At 68.7% G+C, this 26,654-nt stretch carries 23 protein-coding genes; 15 read left to right on the forward strand and 8 right to left on the reverse strand.

Features of this window, described 5'->3' with window-relative positions; genetic code table 11:
- The first annotated feature begins 56 nt into the window (after positions 1-56).
- The 6 genes from aptA (at position 57) to AC07PZ_RS20625 (ending at position 7,700) form a co-directional block, all read left to right on the forward strand.
- On the forward strand, positions 57-1,445 hold the full coding sequence (gene aptA, locus AC07PZ_RS20600; protein ID WP_495296982.1) for an omega-aminotransferase AptA: 1,389 nt from the start codon (positions 57-59) through the stop codon (positions 1,443-1,445).
- A gap of 61 nt (positions 1,446-1,506) precedes the next feature.
- A complete protein-coding gene (locus AC07PZ_RS20605; protein ID WP_495296983.1) occupies positions 1,507-2,598 on the forward strand; it encodes a C45 family autoproteolytic acyltransferase/hydrolase in 1,092 nt (363 codons plus the stop codon).
- Between the two features lie 28 nt (positions 2,599-2,626).
- On the forward strand, positions 2,627-4,264 hold the full coding sequence (locus tag AC07PZ_RS20610; RefSeq protein WP_495296984.1) for an ABC transporter substrate-binding protein: 1,638 nt from the start codon (positions 2,627-2,629) through the stop codon (positions 4,262-4,264).
- Between the two features lie 6 nt (positions 4,265-4,270).
- Positions 4,271-5,215 (forward strand): ABC transporter permease, encoded by a 945-nt coding sequence (locus AC07PZ_RS20615; RefSeq protein ID WP_495296985.1) that lies wholly within the window; start codon positions 4,271-4,273, stop codon positions 5,213-5,215.
- Positions 5,212-6,024: an ABC transporter permease gene (locus AC07PZ_RS20620; protein WP_495296986.1), complete on the forward strand. Its 813-nt coding sequence runs from the start codon at positions 5,212-5,214 to the stop codon at positions 6,022-6,024. Before AC07PZ_RS20615 ends, AC07PZ_RS20620 begins: the two co-directional genes overlap by 4 nt.
- Positions 6,021-7,700, forward strand: a complete 1,680-nt coding sequence (locus AC07PZ_RS20625; RefSeq protein WP_495296987.1) for an ABC transporter ATP-binding protein — start codon at positions 6,021-6,023, stop codon at positions 7,698-7,700. The genes AC07PZ_RS20620 and AC07PZ_RS20625 overlap by 4 nt, the downstream gene beginning before the upstream one ends.
- 21 nt (positions 7,701-7,721) lie before the next feature.
- On the opposite strand, the gene AC07PZ_RS20630 is transcribed toward AC07PZ_RS20625, so the two are convergent.
- Complete coding sequence (locus tag AC07PZ_RS20630) at positions 7,722-8,192, reverse strand: hypothetical protein (protein ID WP_495296988.1); 471 nt, start codon at positions 8,190-8,192, stop codon at positions 7,722-7,724.
- A gap of 324 nt (positions 8,193-8,516) precedes the next feature.
- Here AC07PZ_RS20630 and AC07PZ_RS20635 point away from each other — a divergent pair, with 324 nt between their 5' ends.
- Entirely contained in the window at positions 8,517-10,076 is a 1,560-nt protein-coding gene (locus AC07PZ_RS20635) for a TerC family protein (RefSeq protein ID WP_495297099.1), read from the forward strand.
- On the opposite strand, the gene AC07PZ_RS20640 is transcribed toward AC07PZ_RS20635, so the two are convergent.
- The 5 genes from AC07PZ_RS20640 to AC07PZ_RS20660 all read right to left on the reverse strand — a co-directional run bounded on the left by AC07PZ_RS20640 (position 10,077) and on the right by AC07PZ_RS20660 (position 15,828).
- Complete coding sequence (locus AC07PZ_RS20640) at positions 10,077-11,513, reverse strand: aldehyde dehydrogenase family protein (RefSeq protein WP_495296989.1); 1,437 nt, start codon at positions 11,511-11,513, stop codon at positions 10,077-10,079.
- Between the two features lie 34 nt (positions 11,514-11,547).
- The gene (gene gudD, locus AC07PZ_RS20645) at positions 11,548-12,873 is read right to left on the reverse strand and encodes a glucarate dehydratase (protein WP_495296990.1); all 1,326 of its coding nucleotides are present in this window, start codon (positions 12,871-12,873) and stop codon (positions 11,548-11,550) included.
- The gene (kdgD, locus tag AC07PZ_RS20650) at positions 12,870-13,787 is read right to left on the reverse strand and encodes a 5-dehydro-4-deoxyglucarate dehydratase (RefSeq protein WP_495296991.1); all 918 of its coding nucleotides are present in this window, start codon (positions 13,785-13,787) and stop codon (positions 12,870-12,872) included. The genes gudD and kdgD overlap by 4 nt, the downstream gene beginning before the upstream one ends.
- A gap of 106 nt (positions 13,788-13,893) precedes the next feature.
- A complete protein-coding gene (locus tag AC07PZ_RS20655) occupies positions 13,894-14,877 on the reverse strand; it encodes a Bug family tripartite tricarboxylate transporter substrate binding protein (protein WP_495296992.1) in 984 nt (327 codons plus the stop codon).
- 171 nt (positions 14,878-15,048) lie between these two features.
- A complete protein-coding gene (locus AC07PZ_RS20660) occupies positions 15,049-15,828 on the reverse strand; it encodes a FadR/GntR family transcriptional regulator (protein WP_495296993.1) in 780 nt (259 codons plus the stop codon).
- Positions 15,829-15,917: 89 nt separating this feature from the next.
- Here AC07PZ_RS20660 and AC07PZ_RS20665 point away from each other — a divergent pair, with 89 nt between their 5' ends.
- From AC07PZ_RS20665 to AC07PZ_RS20700, 8 genes are all read left to right on the forward strand, one after another.
- Positions 15,918-16,754: an NAD-dependent epimerase/dehydratase family protein gene (locus AC07PZ_RS20665; protein WP_495296994.1), complete on the forward strand. Its 837-nt coding sequence runs from the start codon at positions 15,918-15,920 to the stop codon at positions 16,752-16,754.
- A gap of 86 nt (positions 16,755-16,840) precedes the next feature.
- Positions 16,841-17,827 carry a TRAP transporter substrate-binding protein gene (locus AC07PZ_RS20670; protein WP_495296995.1) on the forward strand — a complete coding sequence of 329 codons (987 nt, stop codon included), beginning with the start codon at positions 16,841-16,843 and terminating at the stop codon, positions 17,825-17,827.
- Between the two features lie 10 nt (positions 17,828-17,837).
- Positions 17,838-18,332: a TRAP transporter small permease gene (locus tag AC07PZ_RS20675; protein ID WP_495296996.1), complete on the forward strand. Its 495-nt coding sequence runs from the start codon at positions 17,838-17,840 to the stop codon at positions 18,330-18,332.
- Complete coding sequence (locus AC07PZ_RS20680) at positions 18,323-19,675, forward strand: TRAP transporter large permease (RefSeq protein WP_495296997.1); 1,353 nt, start codon at positions 18,323-18,325, stop codon at positions 19,673-19,675. Before AC07PZ_RS20675 ends, AC07PZ_RS20680 begins: the two co-directional genes overlap by 10 nt.
- A gap of 3 nt (positions 19,676-19,678) precedes the next feature.
- Positions 19,679-20,698: a lactonase family protein gene (locus AC07PZ_RS20685; protein ID WP_495296998.1), complete on the forward strand. Its 1,020-nt coding sequence runs from the start codon at positions 19,679-19,681 to the stop codon at positions 20,696-20,698.
- A gap of 4 nt (positions 20,699-20,702) precedes the next feature.
- On the forward strand, positions 20,703-21,791 hold the full coding sequence (locus tag AC07PZ_RS20690; RefSeq protein WP_495296999.1) for a lactonase family protein: 1,089 nt from the start codon (positions 20,703-20,705) through the stop codon (positions 21,789-21,791).
- Positions 21,792-21,815: 24 nt separating this feature from the next.
- Positions 21,816-23,405 carry a galactarate dehydratase gene (gene garD / locus AC07PZ_RS20695; protein WP_495297000.1) on the forward strand — a complete coding sequence of 530 codons (1,590 nt, stop codon included), beginning with the start codon at positions 21,816-21,818 and terminating at the stop codon, positions 23,403-23,405.
- Between the two features lie 34 nt (positions 23,406-23,439).
- The gene (locus AC07PZ_RS20700) at positions 23,440-24,438 is read left to right on the forward strand and encodes a Bug family tripartite tricarboxylate transporter substrate binding protein (protein ID WP_495297001.1); all 999 of its coding nucleotides are present in this window, start codon (positions 23,440-23,442) and stop codon (positions 24,436-24,438) included.
- Between the two features lie 10 nt (positions 24,439-24,448).
- Here AC07PZ_RS20700 and AC07PZ_RS20705 read toward each other — a convergent pair whose 3' ends face one another.
- Positions 24,449-25,306 carry an alpha/beta hydrolase gene (locus AC07PZ_RS20705; RefSeq protein ID WP_495297002.1) on the reverse strand — a complete coding sequence of 286 codons (858 nt, stop codon included), beginning with the start codon at positions 25,304-25,306 and terminating at the stop codon, positions 24,449-24,451.
- An 11-nt stretch (positions 25,307-25,317) separates the two neighbouring features.
- Entirely contained in the window at positions 25,318-26,631 is a 1,314-nt protein-coding gene (locus tag AC07PZ_RS20710; protein ID WP_495297003.1) for a hemolysin family protein, read from the reverse strand.
- Positions 26,632-26,654: the final 23 nt, after the last annotated feature.

Raw genomic sequence — 26,654 nt, forward strand, 5'->3', positions numbered from 1 at the left:
AGATTCCGCTCCACGACGGCCCGACACACGGACCGCCACAACGGAGAAACCATCCCATGGCACTTGCCGACGCCTCGTCATCCCTCGCCACTCCAGCCGTGCCCAACGGTGCAGCCGCCGCAACCACGCCGTCGCTCGACGCCTTCTGGATGCCCTTCACCCCCAACCGCAAATTCAAGCGCGCACCCCAGCTGATCGCGGGCAGCGAAGGGCTGTACTACGACATGGTCGGCGGCCGCCGCGTGCTCGACGCCATCGCCGGGCTCTGGTGCGTCAACGCCGGCCACCGCAACCCGCGCATCAGTGCCGCGCTGAAGGCGCAGATCGACACGCTCGACTACGCGTCGAGCTTCCAGATGGGCCATACCGGCGCGTTCGAACTGGCCTCGCGCCTGGGCGACCTGGCGCCCGGCGACCTGGACCATGTGTTCTTCACCAACTCGGGTTCGGAGTCGGTCGACACCGCGCTGAAGATCGCGCTGGCCTACCACCGGGCGCGCGGCGACGCAGGCCGCTACCGGCTGATCGGCCGCGAGCGCTCGTACCACGGCGTGAGCTTCGGCAGCATCTCGGTCGGCGGCATCGGCCGGCAGCGCAGCACCTTCGGCCCGCTGCTGAACGGCGTCGACCACCTGCCGCACACGCACGACCTGGCGCGCAACGCGTTCTCTCGCGGCGAGCCGGCCTTCGGCATCGAGAAGGCCGACGCGCTCGAGGCGCTGCTGACGCTGCACGACCCGTCGACCGTGGCCGCCGTGATCGTCGAGCCGGTCGCCGGCTCCACCGGCGTGCTGGTGCCGCCGGTGGGCTACCTGAAGCGGCTGCGCGAGATCTGCAGCAAGCACGGCGTGCTGCTGATCCTCGACGAGGTCATCACCGGCTTCGGCCGCGTCGGCGCGCGCTTCGCGTCCGACCTGTTCGGCGTGGTGCCCGACATCATCACGACCGCCAAGGGCCTCACCAACGGCGCGGTGCCGATGGGCGCGGTGCTGGTCAGCGACCGCGTGCACCAGGCCTTCATGCGGGGCAGCGAGGACAGCGTGGAACTGCTGCACGGCTACACCTACTCCGGCCATCCGCTGGCCTGCGCCGCCGCCATGGCCACGCTCGACTGCTACACCGAGGACGGCCTGTTCGACCAGGCGGCCGCACTGTCGCCCTACTTCGAGGACGCGCTGCATTCGCTCAGGGACCTGCCCGGCGTGATCGACATCCGCAACATCGGCCTGCTGGCCGGCGTGGAACTTGCGACACGTGACGGCTCGGTCGGCAACCATGCGCAGGCGGTCACGCAGCAGTGCCTGGAGCGCAACGTGCTGGTCCGCCCGGTGGGCGACACCATCGCGCTGTCGCCGCCCTTCACCTTCACGCGCGGCCACGTCGACGAGGTCATCGGCACGCTGCGGGCGTCGATCCTCGCGGTGGCCGGCGCCGCACCGCGCTGACGCGCCGACATCGACGGCACGCGCCCATCCGCCCGCTCAGCCCGCAACAGACCGACTTCCGATGACCATCGAATCCTTCCCCCTCTACGACATCGAAGGCGACGCGCACCAGTGCGGCCGGCAGTACGGCCGCGCGGCCGGCGACCGCATCGCGCTGAGCCTGCAGACCTACCGCGCCGCGTTCGCCCGCGTCGGGCTGGACTGGGCGCGCACGCATGCGCTGGCGCGCCGCTTCGTGCCGATGATCGGCGCCTTCGACGCCGACATGCTGCGCGAGATGGAAGGCATCGCGGCCGGCGCCGAGGTGACGCTCGAGGACATCGTGGCGCTGAACGCGCGCAGCGAACTGCTCTACGCCTTCGCGCAACTCGAAGCCGCCGAGCCGCCCGACGGCTGCACCGGCGTGGTGGTGATGCCCGAGGCCGCGCGCGACGGCCGGCTGATCCATGCGCAGAACTGGGACTGGCGGGTCGAGAGCCTCGACATCAGCGTGGTGCTGCGCATCCAGCCCGAGAACGGACCGGCGATGCTGACCTTCGCCGAGGCCGGCACGCTGGCACGCGCCGGCGTCAATGCCCACGGCATCGCGGTGACGGGCAACTTCATCAAGGCCGATGGCGACGGTGGCCAGCAGGGCGTGCCGCTGCCGCTGATCCGGCGCGGCATCCTGAAGTCGGCGCTGTACGCCGACGCGCTCGGCGTGGTGTGCCGCAGCGCGCGCTCGATCTCCAACAACATGATCATCACGCACGGCGACGGCGAGGCCGTGAGCCTCGAGACGAGTCCGCAGCAGGTGTTCTGGCAGCAGCCGGACGCCGGCCTGCTGGTGCATGCCAACCACTTCAAGACCATCGGTGCGCTGGCGCGGGTGAACGACCGCAGCCTCGAGACCACGCCCGACTCGCTCTACCGCGACCGCCGCGTCACCGCGCACCTGCGCGCCCGCGCCGGCGACATCACCGGGCAGGACGTGCTCGACGCGCTGCAGGACCGCTTCGGTGCACCGCGCGCGGTTTGCCGCAGCCCGAGCGCCGGGCCCGGCGGCGCGTCGTCCGCGACGGTCGCCACGCTGCTGATCGACCCGGCCGCCCGAAAGATGCGCATCGCACCGGCGCCGTTCCGCGCCCATCGCTTCACCGAATATTCCCTTTGACCCGACAGCCCACGACAGGAGTGTTGCCATGAATGTTCCCAGAGCCCGCTTGCCCGCGGAAGCGCCGCCGACCGATGCTGCGCCACGCCGCGCGCACCTCCGCGCCGGCTGGACGAGGCCGCTGCTTGCAGCCGCCATCTGCCTGGCCGCCGGCACCGCCATCGCGCAGCCTTCGGCCAACACGCTGCGCGTGCAGGTGAACTCGGACATCCGGTCGACCGAGCCGGGCGGCAACCGCGACGACAACACCGACACGATCATGCTGCACACGGTCGAGGGCCTGGTCGCGCTGCGCGAGGACACCTCGGTCGGCCCGCTGCTCGCGAGCAAGGTCGACATCTCGACCGACGGCCTGACCTACACCTTCACGCTGCGCGACGGCGTGAAGTTCCACAACGGCGCCACGCTGACGGCGCAGGACGTGCTGTGGAGCTGGCAGCGCTACATGAAGCCCGAGACCGGCTGGCGATGTCTGCCGGAGTTCGACGGCAAGGGCGTGACCAAGGTGCTGTCGGTCGAGGCGCCCAACCCGAAGACGGTCGTGATGAAGCTCGAGCGCGCGAGTGGCCTGTTCCTGTCGACCATGGCCCGGCCCGACTGCGGCGGCACGGCCATCCTGCACGGCAGCTCGGTCGGCGCCGACGGCCAATGGATCGCGCCGGTCGGCACCGGGCCTTACAAGCTCAAGGAATGGAAGCGCGGCCAGTACATCGAGCTGACGAAGTTCGACGGCTACAGCGCACGCACCGAACCGCGCGATGGCCTGACCGGCGCCAAGAAGGCCGAGATCGACAACGTGCGCTTCGTCGTCATTCCCGACTCGGCCGCCGCCAAGGCCGCGCTCTACAGCGGCGCGATCGACGTCTTCATGACGCCGGCGCCGTCGGACGTGATGGAGATGCGCGGCCGCAAGGACCTCACGCTGGAGACCACGCCCGTGATGTCGATGATCGCGCTGCTGATGCAGACCAACGACCCGCTGCTGAAGGACGTGCGGATCCGCCGCGCGCTGGCGCTGTCGCTCGACACGGCGGAGATCGCCAGCTCGGCGTCCGAGGGCATGTCGGCGGTCAACAACTCGGTGATCCCGTCGGCCAGCGCCTTCCACGACAAGGTGCAGGCCACCGGCTACAAGCGCGACCTGGTCGCCGCGAAGAAGCTGCTGGCCGAGGCCGGCTACAAGGGCGAGCCGATCAAGCTGGTAGCCAACAAGCGCTACGAGGCGCTCTACACCATCGCGGTGCTGGCGCAGGCGATGGCGGCGGACGCCGGCATCAAGATCGACATCGAGGTGCTCGACTGGGCGACCCAGCTCGACCGCTACACCAAGGGCCAGTACCAGGCCATGTCCTTCATCTATTCGGCGCGGGTCGACCCGTCGCTCAGCTACGACATGGTGACCGGCCCGAAGGCCACCCGACCGGCCAAGCTCTGGGACAGCGCCTATGCGCAGACGCGGCTGGTCGAGTCGATCGCCAGCGCCGACACCGCGCGCCGCCAGCAGCTGTTCGACGAGATGCACCGCCAGATGCTGGAGGACGTGCCGCTGATCGTGCTGTTCAACGGTGCCGACACCACGGCCATGCGCAAGAACGTGACGGGCTTCAAGGGCTGGCCGACCGCCAAGGCCCGGTTCTGGAACGTGCGCTTCGATTCGCGGTCCTGAGTCGCGATGCCTGCCTATCTCCTGCGGCGGATCGCGATGGCGATCCCCACGCTGCTGCTGGTGTCGGTGGCGGTGTTCCTTTTGATGCGGCTGATACCGGGCGATCCGGTGCAGCTGATGCTGGGCGACAGCGCCGACCCGGCGCAGATCGATGCGATGCGCCGGCGCATGGGCCTCGACCTCGCGCTGCCCGCGCAGTACCTGCTGTGGCTGCGCAACGCCGTCGGCGGCGACCTCGGCGTCACCATCACCAACGGCCAGCCGGTGTTCCCGCTGATCCTGGAGCGCTTCCAGATCAGCGCCGTGATCGTGCTGGCCGCGGTGGCGATCGCCGCGCTGATCGCGGTGCCGGCCGGCCTCGTCGCCGCCTGGCGCAAGGACGGGCCGCTGGACCTCGCGATCGTCGGTGCCGCCACGCTGATGCTGTCGGTGCCGAGCTTCTGGCTCGGCCTGTTGCTGCTGCTGTTCTTCGGCCAGCATTTGCAGTGGCTGCCGGTGGTCGGCTATGTGCCGATGTCGGAGAACCTGTCGCAGGGCCTGCTGTACGTGATCCTGCCGATCGCCACGCTGACGCTGATCGAGACCGGCGTGCTGACGCGCATGTCGCGCGCCAGCGCCATCGAGATCCTGCGGCTCGAATACGTGACGCATGCGCGTGCCAAGGGCGTGCCCGAGAGCCAGGTGCTGCGCCGCCACGTGCTGCCCAACGCCTTCAACCCGACGCTCACGCTGATCGGGCTGATGCTGGGCCACCTGCTGAGCGGCATCGCCGTGCTCGAGACGGTCTTCACGCTGCCGGGCCTGGGCCGGCTGATGGTCGACGCGATCTTCGCGCGCGACTACCCGGTGCTGCAGGGCTGCCTGCTGTTCACCGCCTTCATCTACGTCGTCATCAACCTGATCGTCGACATGTGCTATCCGCTGTTCGACCCGCGAGTCACCGCACAGTGAAACCCAAACTACACACGATCCTGGGCGGCGGGCTGGTGGCCGCGCTGCTCGGCCTGGCCGCACTGGCCACGGTCTGGACACCCTACGACCCGCTGCGCATCGACCTGCGCGCCAAGCTGCGGCCACCCTCGTGGCTGCACTGGCTGGGCACCGACGAGTTCGGCCGCGACGTGGCCAGCCGCGCGCTGCAGGGCGCCGCGACCAGTTGCCTGGTCGCGCTGCTCACCGTGGCGCTGGCCGTGGCGCTGGGGCTGCTCGTGGGCGTCGCGGCCGGCTTCCTGCGCGGCTGGACCGACCGCGTGCTGATGGCCTTCAACGACGCGCTGCTGGCCTTTCCCGGGCTGCTGCTGGCGCTGGGCGTGATGGTCGTGGTCGGCGCCAACAAGTGGGGCATCGTGCTGGCGCTGAGCCTGGCCTACACGCCCTCGGTGGTGCGCGTGGTGCGCGGCACCGTGCTGTCGCTGCGCGAACGCGAGTACGTCGAGGCGTCGCGGATGATCGGCAATTCGGAGCTCTACACGATGTGGCGCCACGTGCTGCCCAACTGCTTCGGCCCGATCGCCGTGCTGGCGACCAGCATGTTCGGCTGGGTGCTGCTGTCGGAAAGCGCGCTGAGCTTTCTCGGGCTCGGCGTGCCGCCGCCCGCGCCCACCTGGGGCAACATGCTGTCGGGCGCACGGCCCTACATGCTGACCGCCGTGTGGCTGTGCATCGTGCCCGGCGTGTGCATCGCGCTGACGCTGCTCGGCATCAACCTGCTCGGCGAATCGTTGCGCGACCGGCTCGACCCGAGGGCATCACGGTCATGAGGGCCGCCGAACCTCCCGCCGCGGCGCACGTGCTGTCGGTGCGCCACCTCGACCTGGCCGTGCAGGGCAGCGGCCAACCGATCGTGCAGGACCTATCGTTCGACGTGCGGCCCGGCGAGTTCCTCGCCGTGGTCGGCGAATCGGGCAGCGGCAAGACCATGGCGGCGCGCGCCATCCTGCGGCTGCTGCCGCCGGGCATCGTGCAGACGGGCGGCAGCGTGCAGCTCGACGGCACCAACCTCGGTGAGCTGGACGCGGCCTCGATGCGGGCGCTGCGCGGCCCGGGCATCGGCATGGTGTTCCAGGAGCCGATGGTGTCGCTGAACCCGGTGCACCGCATCGGCGACCAGATGGCCGAGGGCCTGCGCATGCACACGAAGCTGTCGGCCGCCGAGATCCGGCGACGCTGCATCGACATGCTGCGGCGCGTGCAGATCGACGACCCGGAGCGCTGCCTGAATGCCCATCCGCATGCGTTCTCGGGCGGCATGCGCCAGCGCATCATGCTGGCCAGCGTGATGCTGCTGCAGCCGCGCCTGCTGATCGCCGACGAGCCCACCACCGCGCTCGACAACCTGAGCCAGCGCGAAGTGATGGACCTGATGGTGGCGCTGGCGCGCGACCAGGGCACCGCCGTGCTGCTGATCACCCACAACCTGGGCCTGGTCGGCCGCTACGCGCAACGCGCGGTGGTGATGGAGAAGGGCCGGCTGGTCGAGACCGGCCACGTGCCGCAGATCCTGCTCGCGCCGCGCGAGCCCTACACCCGCAAGCTGGTCGACGCGCTGCCGCGGCGTACCGCCGCCAAGCCGCCGGCCGCCATGCCGGTGCCGCTGATCCAGGTACGCGGCCTGTGCGTGAGCTACCCCGGCGCGCGCGCCGGACTGCTGCGCCGTCATCCGCCGCAACGTGTGATCGACACGCTCGACCTCGACATCGACACCGGCGAAACCGTGGCGCTGGTGGGCGGCAGCGGCTCGGGCAAGACCACGCTGGGGCGCGCGATCCTGCGGCTGGCACCGGCGCAGGACGGCCGCATCCTGTTCCGCGGCATCGACATCCGCAGCGCGGGGCGCGAGGCCCTGCATGCCTTCCGGCTCGCCTGCCAGCTGGTCTTTCAGGACCCGTTCTCGTCCCTCGACCCGCGCATGCGGGTGACGCAGATCGTCGCCGAGCCGCTGCGCCACCTGCCCGCGCTCGATGCCAAGGCCCGCGCGCGGCGCGTGAACGAGATGCTGGACGAGGTCGGGCTCGCGGCACTGGGCCAGCGCTTTCCGCACGAGCTCTCCGGCGGTCAGCGGCAGCGCGTGGCGATCGCGCGCGCGCTGGTGCGCCGCCCCGCGTTCGTCGTCGCCGACGAGCCGGTGTCGGCGCTCGACATGACGATCCAGGCGCAGGTGCTGCAGCTCTTCCAGGACCTGCAGGCGCACCACGGCTTCGCCTGCCTCTTCATCAGCCACGACCTGGCCGCGGTGGAGCAGATCGCCGACCGCGTGGTGGTGATGGAGCGCGGGCGCATCGTCGAACAGGGCAGCCGCGACGCCGTGTTCGACCGGCCGCAGCATGCCTACACGCGTGCGCTGCTGGCTGCGACGCCACGGCTGCGGAGCGATGTCACCGCATCCGGCACGGCACCGGAAGACAGTGCGCCGATGCCCGCGGCACTGGCGGCCTGAACGGCCGCGGTCGTTGTGCGCTCAGCCCTCGGCCGGCCGCTGCGCCGCGCACACCATCTGCAGCTGCTGGAAGTGCGCGCGGAAGGCGACGGCGTCGACCCAGGCGCCGACCTCGACGCGGTAGGCGCGCGTGCCGTCGGGCACGGCCGACGCCAGCTCGACCGCATAGCGGCCCGAGTCCTTGTCGCGGCTGAGGGTCACGCGCATGGCGTCGATCTCGACCGGCGTGCGCTGGCCGCGCGCGCTGCCGCGCTCCTCGACCTCGAGTTCGCAGGCCGAGTCGTAGGCCAGCAGGCGCGGCGCTTCGCTCGCGGGGCCGGCATCGCTGCGCAGGTAGGCGTTGAGCGCCGCCAGGTGCGCGGCCGGGCTCAACGCGACGGTGCGGGGCGCGTCCTGCTGGGGATAGCCGTCGCAGGCGGCCAGACACAGCGCAGCGGCAGCCGCCAGGAGAAGCGCGGACCAGCGCGGATGGGGCCGTGGAATTTCTGTCATGGGATCGGGAAAGCACGATGTGCGCCGGCCGGCGCCGAGGCGAATGCAGGCGGCACGACGCGGCATGAAGGGGCGCGGAGAGTGCCCGGCAGTGTCGCCCGGTGGCGGCGAAAACGCTGCCGTTGTCCTTGGCCCGCCAAGGGCAAAGTGCGCACCGGCCGGCGCCGCCGGTAGACTTTTGCAGGTGCACACGTCTTCAGAACCTCCCAGTACGGAGCTGGCCCGCGCCAGCATCTCCGCCTCGACCTTTCCGTCCGCCCTCTCCTTCCGCCCCGGCCAGCGCCCGTGCGGTTGCAGCGGCCACGCCACCGGACGCGACACATGATCGAACTCCTCACCGACCCGGCCGCATGGCTGGGCCTGGCCACGCTCGTCCTGCTGGAGATCGTGCTCGGCATCGACAACCTGATCTTCATCGCGATCCTGGCCGAGAAGCTGCCGCCGCACCAGCGCGACCGCGCCCGCGTGATCGGCCTGAGCCTCGCGCTGGTCATGCGGCTGGCACTGCTGTCGGTGGTGTCGTGGCTCGTCACGCTGACCACGCCGCTGTTCCATGTGATGGGCCAGGGCTTCTCGGGCCGCGACCTGATCCTGCTGATCGGCGGGCTGTTCCTGCTGTTCAAGGCCACGTCCGAACTGCATGAGCGGCTCGAAGGCGTCAGCCATGCGGCCAGCGGGCCGACGGCGTATTCGGGCTTCGCGCTGGTGGTCACGCAGATCGTCGTGCTCGACGCCGTGTTCTCGCTCGACGCGGTGATCACCGCGGTCGGCATGGTCGACCACCTGCCGGTGATGATGGCCGCGGTCGTGATTTCCATCGGCATCATGCTGTGGGCGTCGAAGCCGCTCACGCGCTTCGTCAATGCGCATCCGACCGTGGTCGTGCTGTGCCTGAGCTTCCTGCTGATGATCGGGCTGAGCCTGGTGTCGGAAGGCCTGGGCTTCCACATCCCGAAGGGCTACCTGTACGGCGCGATCGGCTTCTCGGTGCTGATCGAGGCGCTGAACCAGTGGGCCAAGCGCAACGCGCTGCGGCACGAGGCGCGGCGCCCGCTGCGCGAGCGCACCGCGGAGTCGGTGATCCGCCTGCTCGGCGGCCGGACGCGCGGCGAGCCGATGGCCGACGGGCCCGGCACCGAGACACAGGCAGACCAGCCGGCCTTCGCCGTCGAGGAGCGCAACATGGTCAGCGGCGTGCTGTCGCTGGCCGAGCGCAACGTGCGCTCGATCATGACGCCGCGTTCCGACATCTCGTGGGTCGACCTGAACGACGCGCCGGACGCGATCCGCGCGCAACTGCTCGACACGCCGCACGGCATCTTCCCGGTGTGCCGCGGCTCGCTCGACGAAGTGGTCGGCGTGGCGCGCGCCAAGGACCTGCTGGGCCAGTTGCTGACGCAGGGCCGCATCGATGCGGAAGGCGGGCTGCGCCCGCCGATCTACGTGCCGGAGTCGACCGCGGTGATCCGCCTGATCGACACGCTGCGCGGTGCGCGCGGCCAGCTCGCGCTGGTGAACGACGAGCACGGCACGTTGAAGGGCGTGGTCACGCCGATCGACGTGCTGGAAGCGATCGCCGGCGAGTTCCCCGACGAGGACGAGACGCTGGAGATCCTGCAGACCGGCACCGACAGCTGGACGGTGAGCGGCGCCGCCGACCTGCACCTGCTCGAACAGGCGCTGCAGACGCACGGGCTGCTGAGCGAGGACGACAGCTACACCTCGGTCGCCGGCCTGCTGCTGGTGCAGTTCGGCGGGCTGCCGGCGAAGGGCGCGCTGTGGGAGCACGACGGCTATGAATTCACCGTCGCGGATGCCGATGCGCAACGCATCAGGACCGTGGCGGTCCGGCGCCTGCCGACGCCGGACGCCGAGCCTGCCTGATCAGGCCAGGGTGTAGGCCGTCTTCACGGTGGTGAAGAACTCCTGCGCGTACCGGCCCTGCTCGCGCGGACCGTAGCTCGAACCCTTGCGTCCGCCGAAGGGCACGTGGTAGTCCACGCCCGCGGTCGGCAGGTTGACCATTACCATGCCGGCCTGGCTGTGGCGCTTGAAGTGCGTGGCGTACTTCAGGCTGGTCGTCGCGATGCCGGCCGACAGGCCGAACTCGGTGTCGTTGGCCGTGGCCAGCGCTTCCTCGTAGTCCTTGACCTTGATCACGCTCGCGACCGGGCCGAAGATCTCCTCGCGGTTGATGCGCATGGCCTTGCCGGTGTCCACCAGCAGAGCGGGCGCCATGTAGAAGCCGTCCGTGTCGAGCTTCAGGCGATCGCCGCCGGCCGCCAGCGTGGCGCCTTCGGCCTTGCCGATCTCCACGTAGCTCAGGTCCTGCTCGAGCTGGCTCTGGCTCGACACCGGGCCGATGTCCGTGCCCTGCGCCAGCGCGTCGCCGACCTTGATCTTCGCCATGCGCGCCTTCATCGCGTCAACGAATTTCGGGTAGATGCCTTCGGTGACGATCAGCCGGCTCGACGCCGTGCAGCGCTGGCCGGTGGAATAGAAGGCGCTCTGCACGCTCAACTCGACCGCCTGGTTCAGGTCCGCATCGTCCAGCACGACCTGCGGGTTCTTGCCGCCCATCTCCAGCTGGACCTTCTTCTGGTTCGTCACGCACTGGATGCCGATCGCGCGGCCCACGCCGACGGAGCCGGTGAAGCTGATCGCATGGATGCCGGGATGGCCGACCAGCGCATTGCCGATGACGCTGCCGCGGCCCATCACCAGGTTGAACACGCCGGCCGGGATGCCCGAGCGGCTGATGATCTCGGCCAGCGCCCAGGCCGAGCCCGGCACGAGGTCGGCCGGCTTCAGGACCACGCAGTTGCCGAAGGCCAATGCCGGCGCGATCTTCCATGCGGGGATCGCGATGGGGAAGTTCCACGGCGTGATCAGGCCGACCACGCCGACCGGTTCGCGCGTGATCTCGACGCCGATGTTCGGCCGCACCGAAGGCAGCAGCTCGCCCGACAGGCGCAGGCATTCGCCGGCGAAGAACTTGAAGATCTGGCCGGCGCGGGTGGCCTCGCCGATGCCTTCGGCCTTGGTCTTGCCTTCCTCGCGGGAGAGCAGCGTGCCGAGCTCTTCACGGCGCGCGAGGATCTCGGTGCCGATCTTGTCGAGCGCGTCGGAGCGCGCCTGGATGCTGCCCGTCGCCCAGGCGGGGAAGGCGGCCGTGGCGGCGGCAACGGCCGCATCGACGTGCGCTGCATTGCCCTGGGCGTATTCGGCGATCGTGTCGCCGAGGTTGGACGGGTTCAGGTTCGGGCTGTAGCTGTCGCCCTTCGTCCATTCGCCGCCGATGAGGTTGTCGTGTTGTTGCATCAGATGTCCAGTGAACTGCGAAAAACCAGTGTATTCAACGAACGAGACAAGGCCGCTTGTTGTCGAACTGCCAGCCCGGGATCAGGTACTGCATGGCCTGCGCGTCGTTGCGCGCGCCCAGGCCGTGCTGCAGGTACAGCTGGTGGGCTTTTTCCACCTCGACCATGTCCAGCTCCACGCCCAGGCCGGGCTTGCGGGGCACCTGCACGTAGCCGCCTTCGATCTGCAGCGGCGCCTTGGTCAGACGCTGGCCGTCCTGCCAGATCCAGTGCGTGTCGATGGCCGTGACCTGGCCCGGCGCCGCCGCGGCCACGTGCGTGAACATCGCGAGCGACACGTCGAAATGGTTGTTCGAATGCGAGCCCCAGGTCAGCCCCCAGGCCTGGCACAGCTGCGCGACGCGCACCGAGCCCTGCATGGTCCAGAAGTGCGGGTCGGCCAGCGGGATGTCGACCGACTGCAGCGACAGGCTGTGCACCATCTCGCGCCAGTCGGTGGCGACCATGTTGGTGGCGGTGGGCAGGCCGGTGGCACGGCGGAATTCCGCCATCACTTCGCGGCCCGAGAACACGCCTTCGGCGCCGCACGGGTCTTCGGCATAGGCCATCACGCCGTGCAGGTCGCGCGTGATGCGGACCGCATCTTTCAGCAGCCAGCCACCGTTCGGGTCGAGCGTGACGCGCGCCTGCGGAAAGCGCTCGTGCAGCGCACGGATCGCATCGACCTCTTCCTCGCCCCGCAGCACGCCGCCCTTGAGCTTGAAGTCGGTGAAGCCGTAACGCGCATGCGCCGCCTCGGCCAGCCGGACGATCGCCTGCGGCGTCATGGCTTCTTCATGGCGCAGGCGGAACCAGTCGTCACCGGCATCGGGTTCGCTGCGGTACGGCAGGTCGGTCTTGCGGCGGTCGCCGACATAGAACAGATAGCCCAGCATCTGCACCGCGTCGCGCTGCTGGCCTTCGCCGAGCAGCGCGGCCACCGGCACGTCCAGGTGCTGGCCCAGCAGGTCGAGCAGCGCCGCCTCGGCGGCGGTCACCGCATGGATGGCGATGCGCAGGTCGAAGGTCTGCTGGCCGCGGCCGCCGCTGTCGCGATCGGCGAAGCGGGCGCGCATGGCGTTGAGCACCGCGTTGTGGTGGCCGATGGGCTGGCCGACGATCAGCGCGCGCGCGTCCTCCAGCGTCTGGCGGATCTTCTCGCCGCCGGGCACCTCGCCCACGCCGGTGTGGCCGGCGCTGTCCTTGAGGATCAGCAGGTTGCGGGTGAAGAACGGGCCGTGCGCGCCGCTCAGGTTCATCAGCATGCCGTCGTGGCCCGCGACGGGCACGACGCGCAGCTCGGTGACGACCGGCGTGCTCATTGCGGACCGAGCTTGTCGATCAGTGCGCGCAGGGCTTCGACTTCGTCGGGCTTCAGGTCGGTCAACGGCGGGCGCACCGGGCCGGCGCCGTGGCCGACGATCGTCGCGCCGGCCTTCACGATGCTCACCGCATAGCCGGCCATCTTGTTGCGGATGTCGAGGTACGGCATGAAGAAATCCTTCAGCAGGCGATGCTGGGTCGCCAGGTCGTCGGTGCGCACCGCTTCATAGAAGTCCATCGCGGTCTTCGGGATGAAGTTGAAGACGGCCGACGAATACACCGGCGTACCGAGCGCCTTGTACGCAGCGGCATAGACCTCGGCCGTGGGCAGGCCGCCCAGGTAGCTGAAGCGGTCGCCCATCTTCTGGTAGACCGAGACCATCGCCTCGATGTCGCCCACGCCGTCCTTGAAGCCGACCAGGTTCGGGCAGCGATCGGCCAGGCGCGCCAGCGTGTCGGGCTTGTACTTGGCCTGCGCGCGGTTGTAGATGATCACGCCGAAGTCGACGCTCTTGCAGACGGCTTCGACATGCGCGGCCAGGCCGTCCTGACCCGCTTCGGTCAGGTAGTGCGGCATCAGCAGGATGCCGTGCGCGCCGGCCTTCTCGGCCGCCTGCGCGTACTGGATGGTCTGGCGCGTCGGGCCGCCGGCGCCGGCAATGATCGGCACCGTGCCGCGGCACACGTCGACTGCGGTCTGGATGATGGTGGGGTACTCGTCCGGCGTGAGCGAGAAGAACTCGCCGGTGCCGCCCGCGGCGAACAGCGCGGTGGCGCCGTAGGGCGCCAGCCATTCGAGACGCTTGGCATAGCCCTTGGCGTCGAAGTCGCCTTGCGCGTCGAAGTCGGTGACGGGGAACGACAGCAGGCCGGAGCCCATGATCGACTTGAGTTCCTGTGGGTTGAAGCTCATGGTGTTCTTCTTGAAGTGGTGAGAGATGAATGAGAAAGGAGACAAAGAGGTTGGGTCGAGGCCGGCCGGTGGCACGCGAACGGCGATGCCGTCCGGCGCACGGGCGTCAGTCGATGCGGATGTCCGCGTCCTTCACGACCTGGGCCCAGCGCGCGCGTTCCTTGTTGAAGAACTGCTCTTCCTCGGCCGGCGCCATGGTGACCACTTCGGCCCCCTGGCCAGCGAGGCGCGAGCGGATGTCGGGAGAACGGATGATCGTGATCAGCTCCTTGTTCAGGCGCTGCACGATCGCATCCGGCGTGCCCTTCGCGACCTTGACGCCTTGCCAGGTGCCCGACTCGAAGCCCGGCACGCCCTGCTCGGCAATGGTGGGCACGTCGCCGATCAGCGGCATGCGCGTGCCCTTCGAGACGGCCAGCACCTTCAGCTTGCCGCCCTGCACCTGCGGCAGCGTGGCGAGCATGCCGTTCATCAGCACCTGGGTCTGGCCGGCGACGGTGTCCTGCACCGCCTGCACGCCACCCTTGTAGGGCACGTAGGTCCACTTGGCGCCGCTGGCGCGCTCCAGCGCCACGCCGGCCAGATGCGGCGCGCTGCCGGTGGCCGTCACCGCGAAGTTCAGGTCGCCGGTCTTCGACAGCGCGATCAGTTCCTTCAGGTTGTTGGCCTTGACCGACGGATGCACCACCAGCAGGTGCGGTGAATACGCCAGCATCGCAACGCCGCGCAGGTCCTTGGACGGGTCGAACGACAGCTTGGTGTAGACCGACGGGCTGATCGCCAGCGCACCCACGTCGCACAGCAGCACCGTGTAGCCGTCGGGTGCCGAACGCGCGACGAACTCCGCGCCCAGATTGCCGTTGGCCCCCGGCCTGTTCTCGACGATCACCGTCTGCTTGAGCGCTTCGGACAGCGGCTGGCTGATGAAGCGCGCAATGATGTCGGACGAACCGCCCGGCGGGTACGGAATGACCAGCTTGATCGGCTTCGACGGCCAGGCGGCGGCCTGTGCGGAAGCCTGCAGCGGCAGCGCCGCCAGTGCGGAAACGCCGAAAGCGGCGGCGAGCATGTCGCGACGTGTTGGGCTCATGTCTTGTCTCCAGTGTGCTTGGTGGTCAGGTGGCGATATTGGGGCCAAGTGATCAGTCATCGTACAACCAGAGGAATGAGTTGTCCAGCGTTCGACCTGCATCGGGCGAATCGCCCCGATCCTCGACGCCCCCCGGACACCGCGACCGCGCAGGCGGCCGGCGGCAGCGCGCTACGCTCCGCCGCCGGCGGTCGACCGCGCCGCCTCCTGCGCCACACGCAGCCGCTCGCGGCTGTTGGTCAGATGGATCCGCATGGCGGCCCGCGCCGACTCCGCGTCGCGCCGCGCGATCGCCGCATAGATCTCCTCGTGCTCGCGGTTCACGCGGCTCAGGTACACGCCGCCCTTGTCCTGGTTGCGGATCGCGTTGATCCGCGTGCGCGGGATGACCGCCGTGCCGAGGTGGCTCATGATGTCCGCGAAATACGGATTGCCGGTCGACTGTGCGATCTGCAGATGGAAGCGGAAATCGGGCGCAACGGTGTCGCCCGCGATCGCGACGTTGCGCTCGAATTCGTCGAGCGCCTGGCGCATGGCCAGGAGCTGCTCGTCGGTGCGGCGCGCCGCCGCCAGCCCGGCCGATTCGGTTTCCAGGCTGATGCGCAGCTCGAGCACGGCCAGCACGTCGACCGACGTCGCGATGTCGCCGGCATCGAGCCGGAACACGCCGCTGGCACGCTGCTGAAGCACGAAGGTGCCGATGCCGTGATGCGTCTCCACGAGCCCGGCCGCCTGCAGCTTCGAGAGCGCCTCGCGCACCACGGTCCGGCTGACGCCGAAGGCCTGCATGATTTCCGATTCGGTCGGCAGCTTGTCGCCGGGGCGCAGCGCGCCGTCGCGGATGCGCGCACCGAAGTCGTCGACCAGCGTATGCGCCAGCCCCCTGCCGCGCTGCCTTGGACGCGCCGCAGCGCCGGATGACAAGCCCGGCGTCGTCGACGCGTCAGGCATGGAGGGAACTGCTGTTGACACGGTTGGCATGCGGTCATGATAATCCCCTCATAAGTTGTACGACAACAGATAACCTATGAGACAAATCGATGAGTGATGCCTCGCCCCACCCCGCGACCGAACCCGCACATCGCGTGCACCGGCTGCTGCTGACCGGCGCCGCAGGCGGCCTGGGCAAGGTACTGCGCGAGCGGTTGAAACCCTTTGCCGACGTGCTTCGGCTTTCCGACATCGCATCGCTGTCACCTGCCGTCGATGCGCAGGAAGAAGTGGTGCCCTGCGACCTGTCGGACAAGGCGGCCGTGGACGCGCTGGTCGCCGGCTGCGACGCGATCGTCCACCTGGGCGGCGTGTCGGTCGAGCGGCCTTTCGAGGAGATCCTCGAAGCCAACATCCGCGGCGTCTTCCATGTCTACGAAGCTGCGCGGCGCCATGGCGTGAAGCGCGTGGTGTTCGCCAGCTCCAACCACACAATCGGCTTCTACCGGCAGGACGAGCACATCGACGCCAGCGCCCTGCGCCGGCCCGATGGCTACTACGGCCTCTCCAAGTCCTTCGGCGAAGACATGGCGCAGTTCTATTTCGACCGCTACGGCGTCGAGACGGTCAGCATCCGCATCGGATCGTCATTCCCCGAGCCGCTCAATCGCCGAATGATGAGCACCTGGCTCAGCTACCGCGACCTGACCACGCTCATGGAGAAGTCGCTGTTCGTGCCCGACGTCAAGCACACGGTGGTCTACGGCATGTCGGCCAACCGCGATCTGTGGTGGGACAACAGCGCCGCCGCGCACCTGGGGTTCGTTCCGCAGGACAGCTCGGAAGTGTTCCGCGACAAGGTGGAAGCCCAGCCCGCGGTGGCGCCCACCGACCCGAATGCCATCTACCAGGGCGGCGCCTTCACGGCGCAAGGCCCGTTCGCCTGAGCGGTCGACGCACGCGGACCCGGCTCGAGTTTCTCTGTCAGCAGCGCATCGGAGACGAGGGTCTCCATTCAATCCAAGGAAGACAAATGAAAATCAAACAAGACAAGCTTCTGAGTGTGATCGCCAGTGCAGTCCTCGCACTGTCCGCCGCCGCAGTCCATGCGCGCGACTTCCGTTCGGCAGAGGTCCACGCCAAGGACTTCCCGACCAACATGGCGGTGAAGCAGATGAGCGACGACCTGGCCAAGGCCACGGGCGGCAAGGACAAGATCAAGATCTTCGCCGACAGCTCGCTGGGCTCCGAGAAGGACACGGTCGAGCAGGTCAAGATCGGCGCGCTCGACATGGTGCGCGTCAGCTCCGCGTCGTTCCACGGCATCGTGCCAGACTCGGTCATCCCGTCGCTGCCTTTCCTGTTCCGCGACATCGAGCACTTCCGCACGGTCATGTACGGTCCGACCGGCGACAAGATCCTGGCCTCGTTCGAGAAGGCCGGCTTCATCGGCCTCTGCTTCTACGAAAGCGGCGCGCGTTCGGTGTATGCCAAGAAGCCGATCAAGTCCGTCGCCGACATGAAGGGCCTGAAGATCCGCGTGCAGCCCTCCGACCTGATGGTGAGCCTGGTGAGCGCCCTGGGCGCATCGCCCACGCCGATGCCGATCGCCGAGGTCTATACCGGCCTGAAGACCGGCCTGGTCGATGCGGCAGAGAACAACTACCCGTCCTACGACGAGGCCAAGCACTTCGAAGCCGCCCCGGTCTACTCCGAGACGATGCACGTCATGACACCCGAGGTGCTGGTGTTCTCCAAGAAGATCTGGGACACGCTGCCCAAGGAAGAGCAGGCCGCGATCCGCAAGGCGGCGAAGGACTCGGTCCCCTACTACGTCAAGCTCTGGGAAGCCCGTGAGAAGGATGCCAAGGCCTCCGTCGTGAAGGGCGGCGCCAAGATCGTGACCGCCGCCGACATCGACCGCAAGAGCTTCGTCGACATCGAGAAGCCGGTGTGGGACAAGTTCTCCACCACGCCCGAACTGAAGGCCCTGGTCCAGGAAATCGTCAACACGAAGTGACGCTCCGGCGATGAACCTGTTTACCCAACTGAATGCGCGCCTGTCGCGCTGGGTGATGTACCTCGCGTGCGTCTGCCTGGTCACCCTGCTCGGCGTGGTCGTCTATGGCGTGGTCATGCGCTACGTCTTCAACGATTCGCCGGCCTATGTCGAACAGGTCGCCCTGCTGCTGGTGATTTCCGTCGCGATGTTCGGGGCTTCCGCCGGCGTGCGGGATGCCGGCCACATCGGGCTGGACTCCCTGGTGAAGGTGCTGCCCGACAAGGCGCAGTTCTGGTGCAGGTTCATCGTTTACGTGCTGAGCGTCGCGTTCGCGGTCGCCCTGTTCGCCGGGGCCGGCGAGATGGCGGTTTCGACGCACCACGACACCATCCCGACGCTGGGCATCTCGGAGTCGTACCGCTACCTGCCGGTGATCATCGCCGGCCTCCTCATCACCCTGTTTTCGCTCGAACACATGATTGCCCAATTCACAGGCAAAGAGGTCGTTCCCTCATGGCACTGACCGTTCTTTCCCTCAGTTTCCTGGTGTTCCTGTTGCTGGGCATGCCAGTCGCCTTCGCGATCGGCCTGAGCTGCCTGATGACCTTCGCCTTCGAGGGCCTGCCCTTCGAGACCGCCATCCAGATGATGGTCTCGGGCATGAACGTGTTCTCGTTCCTGGCCATTCCGTTCTTCATCTTTTCCGGCGAGCTGATGCTGCACGGCGGCATCGCCGACAAGATCGTCAATTTCGCGCGCAGCCTGGTCGGCCACTGGAAGGGCGGGCTCGGCCTGGCCAACGTGGTGGCTTCCACGCTGTTCGGCGGCGTCTCGGGTTCGCCGGTGGCCGACACCTCGGCCATGGGCGGCGTGATGATCCCCATCATGAAGAAGGAGGGCTACGGCGCCGACTACGCGGTCAACGTGACGACGCACGCCTCGCTGTCGGGAGCACTGATGCCCACCTCGCACAACATGATCATCTATGCGTTCGCGGCGCAGGCGGCCGTGGGCGAGATCGGTGGCCACGTGATCAAGGGCGTGTCGATCGGCGACCTGATGTTCGCCGGGCTGGTGCCGGTGTTCTGGATCATGGTCTGCATGCTGGTCGCCGCGTACTGGCAGGCCGCGAAATACGGTTACCCGCGCCGCGCCGACGGCTCGACCGCGGTCGAGCGCTTCCCGGGCTGGGGCGCCGTGCTGCGCACCTTCATCTCCGCGATTCCGGGGCTGCTGGTGATCGTGATCATCCTGTTCTGCGTGATGGAGGGCGTGGCCACGGCGACCGAAGCGGCGGCCATCGCCGTGACCTACTCGCTGATCCTCACCGTGGTCATCTACCGCACGATGACGCGTGCCAAGCTGTTCAAGTCGCTGGCCAAGGCAGCCAAGACCACCGGTGTGATCCTGCTGCTGATCGGCGTGTCGAACATGCTGCGCTACCAGATGGCCTACCTGGAGATACCCGACACGATCGAGTCGGCCCTGCTCTACGCCACGACGACGCCCTGGCTGATGCTGCTCTACATCAACATCATCCAGATCTTCCTGGGCATCTTCCTGGACATGGCGGCGCACATCCTGATCACGACGCCGCTGTTCCTGCCGCTGGCGATCCAGATGGGCGTGGGACCGGTGCAGTTCGGCATGATGCTGCTGCTCAACTGCGCGCTCGGCCTGGTGCATCCGCCGGTGGGCACGGTGCAGTTCATCGGGTGTGCGATCGGCAAGATCTCGATCGGCGAGGCGACGAGGACGGCATGGCCGTACTACCTCGCCATCTTCATCGCCATCACCCTGGTGACCTACGTCCCGGCCTTTTCGACCTGGCTGCCGACGCTCATCACCGGCCACGCGGTGCTCTGACGCATGTTCGCCGTCTATGTCTCGAATGCCGAAAGCGGCGACATCTCGGTGCTGCGCCTCGACCCGGCGCAGCGCACGCTGACGCCGACGCAAACCGTCGCCGTCGGCGGCGAAGTGATGCCGCTGGCGCTTTCGCCGAAACGCGACCGCCTCTATGCCGCGCGGCGGTCCGAGCCGCGCGAGGCGCTGAGTTTCGCGATCAACCCGAAGACGGGCGAGCTGACGCCGCTCGGCGCGGCCGCGCTGCCGCACAGCATGGCCAACATCGCCACCGACCGCACCGGGCGATTTCTGTTCAGTGCCTCGTACGGCGGCAACCTGGTGGCGGTCAACGCCATCGACGACAACGGCGTCGTTCAGGCGACTCGCCAGGTGCTGCCGACCGGACCGAACGCGCATGCGATCCTGCCCTCGCCTTCCAACCACTTCGTGTTCGCAACCAGCCTCGGTGGCGGCGTGGTGCTGCAGTTCCGCTTCGACGCCACGACCGGACAGCTCACGCCGAACACACCGGACGCGCTGGCACCGCACGAGGGCGCGAGCCCGAGGCATCTCGTCTTCGGCCCCGACGCGCGCTTCGTCTACCTGCTCAACGAGCTCGACGCGCGCATCGACGTGCTCGCGCACGATGCCCTGGGCGGCACATTGACGACCGTGCAAACCATCGACTCGCTGCCGCCCGGCTTCAGCGGCGAGCCGTGGGCCGCCGACCTGCACCTCACGCCGGACGGACGCTTTCTGTACGGCAGCGAGCGCCGCTCCGACACGATCGCCGCCTTTCGCGTGGACGCAGACGACGGCACGCTCTCTCTCGTCGGCCACGCGCCGACCGAGGCGCAACCGCGCGGCTTCGCCATCACTCCGGACGGCCGCTTCCTCATCGCGGCCGGACAGAAATCGTCGCGCCTGCGGCTCTTCGACATCGACCCGTCTTCCGGCGCGCTGAGCGTCTGCGGCGACGGCCCTGCCGGCCGCGGGGCCAACTGGGTCGAGACCCTCTCTCTGTCATCTGCCATTGCTTGATGCCATGAACACCATTCGACACCTCGGATCGCTCGTCGGCGCAGCACTCGTGCTGCTGGCCGGATCGACGTCTGCATCGGCAGCCACCTGGGTCTACGTGTCCAACGCGGACAGCCAGGACGTGTCGGTGTTCGCGCTCGACCGCGCCGCCGCCACGCTGACGCCGGTGGAGACCTTGCCGGTCGGCGGGATGGCCATGCCGATGGCGGTCTCGCCGGACAAGCGCGTTCTCTACGTCGCCCTGCGCTCGCAACCCTTTCGCGTGGTGACCCTCGCGATCGACCCGGCCAGCGGCAAGCTGCGCAAACTGGGCGAAGCCGCGCTGGCCGACAGCATGGCCAACATCGACACCGACGCCAGCGGGCGCTGGCTGTTCGCGGCGTCGTATCCGGGGCACAAGATCACGGTCAACGGCATCGAGAAGGACGGCACCGTCGGCGCCGTGCAGCAGTTGATCCCGACGGCGCCGAACGCGCATGCGATCCACGCGGACGCCTCCAACCGCCGCGTGTTCGCCACCAGCCTCGGCGGCGACCATCTGTCGAGCTGGCGCTTCGATCCGGCCACCGGCCGGCTCAGCCCCAGCGAGCCGGCACTGATCCCGGTCGCGCCCGAGAAGTCGGGGCCGCGCCACTTCGTCTGGGACAAGGACCAGCGCCACATGTACGTGGTCGACGAACTCGACGCCGCCCTGCACGTGATGGACTACGACGCTGCCACCGGCACGCTGCGCGAAACGCAGCGCACCACGACGCTGCCGGCCGGCTTCAGCGGCAAGCCCTGGGCCGCCGACCTGCATCTGTCGCCGGACGGCCGGCTGCTGTATGCGTCCGAACGCACGTCCAGCACGCTGTCCGCCTTCCGCGTCGACCCGGCCACCGGCCAGCTCCAGCCGCTCGGGCAGGTGCCGACCGAGAAGACGCCGCGCGGCTTCGCGATCGATTCCACCGGCCGCTTCCTGATTGCCGCGGGGCAGGACTCGAACGGCGTGTCGCTGCACCCGATCGACCCCGCGACCGGCCTCCCCGGCACGCCCACGCGCGTGCCGGCGGGCAAGAACCCGAACTGGGTCGAGATCGTCGACCTGCCCTGACCCGCGCCACCTGTCCTGAAAAAAATGACCGCGCCCCACGCTTCCCCGCCCCTCACGATCCGCATGCACGCGGCAGACAACGTGGCCATCGTCGCCAACGATGGCGGCCTGCCCGCGGGCACCGTGCTCGCGTCCGGCCTGACCCTGGTCGACAAGGTGCCGCAGGCCCACAAGGTCGCGCTGGTCGACATCCCGCAGGGCGCGGCGGTACGGCGCTACAACGTGCCGATCGGCTATGCGCTGAAGCCGATTCCCGCAGGCAGCTGGGTGCACGAGCGGCTGCTCGAGATGCCCGAGGCGCGCTCGCTCGAAGGCCTGCCGATCGCGACCGTCGCACCACCGGCCATGCCGCCGCTGGAGGGCTACACCTTCGAGGGCTATCGCAACCCGGACGGTTCGGTCGGCACGCGCAACATCCTGGCGATCACGCAGACGGTGCAATGCGTGGCCGGCGTGGTCGACTTCGCGGTGCAACGCATCAAGGCCGAGCTGCTGCCGAAGTACCCTAACGTCGACGACGTGGTCGGCCTGTCGCACAGCTACGGCTGCGGCGTGGCCATCGACGCGCCCGACGCGATCATCCCGATCCGCACGCTGCGCAACATCAGCCTCAACCCCAACTTCGGCGGCGAGGTGATGGTGATCAGCCTGGGCTGCGAGAAGCTGCAGCCCGAGCGGCTGCTGCCGCCGGGCAGCATCCCCCTGGTCGACGAGCGCAATGTCGCCGACGTGGGCGCCAGCGCGGACGCGAGGCTCGACGTGGTCTGCCTGCAGGACGATGCGCACGTCGGCTTCATGTCGATGATCGACTCGATCCTTCGCCAGGCCGAGGAACACCTCGAACGCCTGAACGCCCGCCGCCGCGAGACCGTGCCCGCGAGCGAGCTGGTGGTCGGCGTGCAGTGCGGCGGCAGCGATGCCTTCTCGGGCGTCACCGCCAACCCGACCGTGGGCTTCTGCACCGATCTGCTGGTGCGTGCCGGCGCCACCGTGATGTTCTCGGAGGTGACCGAGGTGCGCGACGGCATCGACCAGCTGACCTCGCGCGCGACCACGCCGGCCGTGGCCGAAGCCATGATCCGCGAGATGGCCTGGTACGACGCCTACCTCGACAAGGGGCGCGTCGACCGCAGCGCCAACACCACGCCGGGGAACAAGAAGGGCGGCCTGTCGAACATCGTCGAGAAGGCGATGGGCTCGATCGTCAAGAGCGGCAGCGCGCCGATCTCCGGTGTGGTCTCGCCGGGCGAGAAGGCGAAGCAGAAGGGCCTGCTGTATGCCGCCACGCCGGCCAGCGACTTCATCTGCGGCACGCTGCAGCTCGCCGCGGGCATGAACCTGCACGTGTTCACCACCGGCCGCGGCACGCCCTACGGCCTGGCCGAGGTGCCGGTGATCAAGGTCGCCACGCGCAGCGACCTGGCGCGCCGCTGGCATGACCTGATGGACATCAACGCCGGCCGCATCGCCGACGGCGAGGCCAGCATCGAGGACATGGGCTGGGAGATGTTCCGCCTGATGCTCGACGTGGCCAGCGGCCGCAAGAAGACCTGGGCCGAGCACTGGAAGCTGCACAACGCGCTGGTGCTCTTCAACCCCGCGCCGGTGACCTGAGCGACGACCGATTCACAACGACTGGAGACATGACATGCAACGCAGAACACTGATCCAATCCGCCGCCGCGGCCCTTGCGGGCGCAAGCGGCCTTGCCGGCCTGCCGGCCTTCGCGCAGAGCCCGTGGCCCACGGCCAAGGCGATCACCTACCTCGTGCCCTTTCCGGCCGGCGGCACGACCGACGTGCTCGGACGGTTGATCAGCCAGAAGCTCGGCGTGGTGCTCGGCACCTCGGTGATCATCGACAACAAGGGCGGCGCAGGCGGCAGCGTCGGCTCGGAAGTCGCGTCGCGCGCAGCGCCCGACGGCTACACGCTGCTGGGCGGCACGATCAGCTCGCACGCCATCAACGTGAGCCTGTACCCGAAGATCGGCTACGACCCGATCAAGTCCTTCGCGCCCGTCACGCTGATCGGCACCAACCCGGTCGTGCTGGTGGTCAACCAGGCCAGCCCGTACAAGACGCTGAAGGACGTGCTCGAGGCCAGCAAGACGAAGCCGGGCGGACTGTCGTCGGCATCGGCGGGCACCGGCACCTCGCAGCATCTCGCGCTCGAACTGCTGGCCTACAAGTCGGGCGTGAAGTTCACGCACGTGCCCTACAAGGGCAGCGGCCCGGCGATCCAGGACGCGATCGGCGGCCAGGTCGACATGATGTTCGACACCACGGTGGTCGCCGGCCCGCACATCCAGAGCGGCAAGCTGCGCGCCATCGCCGTGACCTCGGGCAAGCGGCTCTCGTCGATGCCCGACGTGCCCACCGTCGCGGAGTCGGGCATCGACGGGCTGAAGGACTTCGAGGTGGTGTCGTGGCAGGCGATCTTCGTGCCGGCGGGCACGCCTGCGCCGGTGATCGACCGGCTGCACGACGAGATCCGCAAGATCCTCGCGCAGCCCGAGATGCAGGAAAAGCTCAAGGGCTTCGGCATGGAGCCCGCCGACATGACGACTGCCCAGATCTCCGCGTTCCAGAAGACCGAGGTCGACAAATGGGCTCAGGTGATCAAGGCCGCGGGCGTGAAGGCCGACTGACCGCCCTGCTTCAGGCGCGAGGGCCGAGCGCCCGATCGATCAGCGCCGCCACCTGCGTGTGCAGCACGGTGCCGGGCGTCGTCAGCTGATTGAGCAGGCTGAAGTGGTCCGCGCCCTCGGACAGCAGCAGCTCGGACGCATTGCCGGCGTTCTTCCAGGCGTCGTGCATGCGCTCGGTCTGCACGCACATCGCCGGCGTTTCGTCGGCACCCACGGCGATGAGCGCGGGCGGCGCACCGGCATGCGCGCGCAGCAGCGGCGACGCGGCGCGCGCACTGTCGGCGTCGAGTTTCAGGTTGATGTTGAGCGAGGTGTGGCGCAGCGGCTCGATGTCGTACAGGCCGCTCAGCGCGATCACGCCCGCCACGGCACCATCGGACAGGCCGCGCTCGGCCCATGCCGTCAGGCCCATTTCCACCGCCAGGTGGCCGCCCGCCGAATGCCCTGCGGCAATGAGCGGGACGGGCGCACCGGCGCCTTGCCGTGCCCGCGCCGCGACCACGTGCATCGCACCCCGCACGGCCTCCGTGAGCGCCTCGAGCGTCACGACGGGGCACAGCGGATAGTTGACCAGCGCGACGTCGAGCCCCAGCGCCGTGAAGGTCGGCGCGATGAAGCGGAAGTGCGCCTTGTCGCGCCATTGCCAGTAGCCCGGATGGAAAAAGGCGACGACACCCCGCGCGACGCCATCCGGCACCGGGAAGTAGTCGAAGGTGCAGCGCTCGGCATCGCCGTAGCGCAGGTCGAGCTCGCACGGCACCTTGTCGACCACGGCAAGGCTGCGCGCCGCGAAGTCCGCATGCAGTTCGGGAAAGCCGGGCCGCGCCTGGCCCGTGAGGTACTGGAACTCGAGGTCGTCAAGCGACATGGAAATCTCCTTCAGCGGTCGCGCGCGTCGGCGTGCGGATCGGGATGCGCCACCACGCGGTCGATGCGGCGCCCGTCGAGTGCGGTGACCTCGAAGGTCCAGCCCGCGCAATCGATGCGCTCGCCGACCGTCGGCAGCTGGCCCGACACGGACATCAGCAGACCCGCCACGGTGTTGTAGCGGCCGCGCTCTTCGTCCGGCAGCTCGCGAATGGCCAGCCGCGCGCGCAGTTCGGACACCGGCATCAGCCCGTCGAGCTCCCAGGCGCCGTCGGCACGTTGGCGGGCCCAGGCCTCGGTGTTGACGCCGGGCTGCAGTTCGCCGGTGATGGCTTCGAGCAGGTCGCGCGGTGTCATCAGTCCCTGCACGACGCCGTATTCGTCGACCACGAACACGAGCCGGCCGGCACGCGCGCGGAACTGCTCGAGCAGTTCGAGGCCGGTCAGCGTCTCGGGCACGAAGGACGCGGGCTGCGCGACGCTCTCGATCGACCCCTCGTGCACCGGGCCGAGCCGAAGCAGGTGTGCCACGCTGATCACGCCGACCACGTCGTCCAGCGAATTCCGGCAGACCGGATACCAGGAATGCACGAGGTTCAGCGCACCGGCCGCAGCGACCTTCTGCAGGCTGGATGCGACGGTGTCGGTCGCGTCCAGCCATTCGATGTCGGCGCGCGGCACCATCAACGAGGACAGGCGGCGATCGTCGAGATGGAACACGTTGCGCACCATCTGGTGCTCGTGCATCTCGATCACGCCGGCGTCCACGCCCTCTTCAAGGCTGGCCGAGATCTCTTCCTCGGTCACGGTGCGCGCGGCGTTGGAGTCGATGCGCAGTAGCTTCAGCGTGGTGGCGGTCGCCCCCGACAGCAGCAGCACGAAGGGCTTGGCGGCCGTCGCCAGCCCGCGCATCGGCCGGGCCACGAAGCGCGCCACCGGCTCGGGGTAGAGCTGGCCGATGCGCTTGGGCACCAGCTCGCCGAAGATGATCGTGAAGAAGGTGATGCAGGTCACCACGACGGCGGTCGACGCGATGCTGGCCGTGCCCTCGCCCATGCCGACACCGGTCATCCAGACGGCAAGCGGCGCCGCGAAGGCGGCCTCGCCGACGATGCCGCTGAGCATGCCGATGGAGGTGATGCCGATCTGGACGCTGGACAGGAACTGCGTCGGGTCCTCCATCAGCCGGAGCGCCGCAGCGGCGCCGGCATCCCCGGTTTCGGCCAGTGCGGCGAGCCGCGCGCGACGGCTGGTGGACAGGGCCATTTCGGACATTGCGAAGAGCGCGTTGAGCGTCGTCAGCAAGGCCAGCAGAAAAACATCCATGAAGGGGAGGGAGAATGGGGATC

Source organism: Variovorax sp. GW821-FHT10B04, from assembly GCF_059415645.1.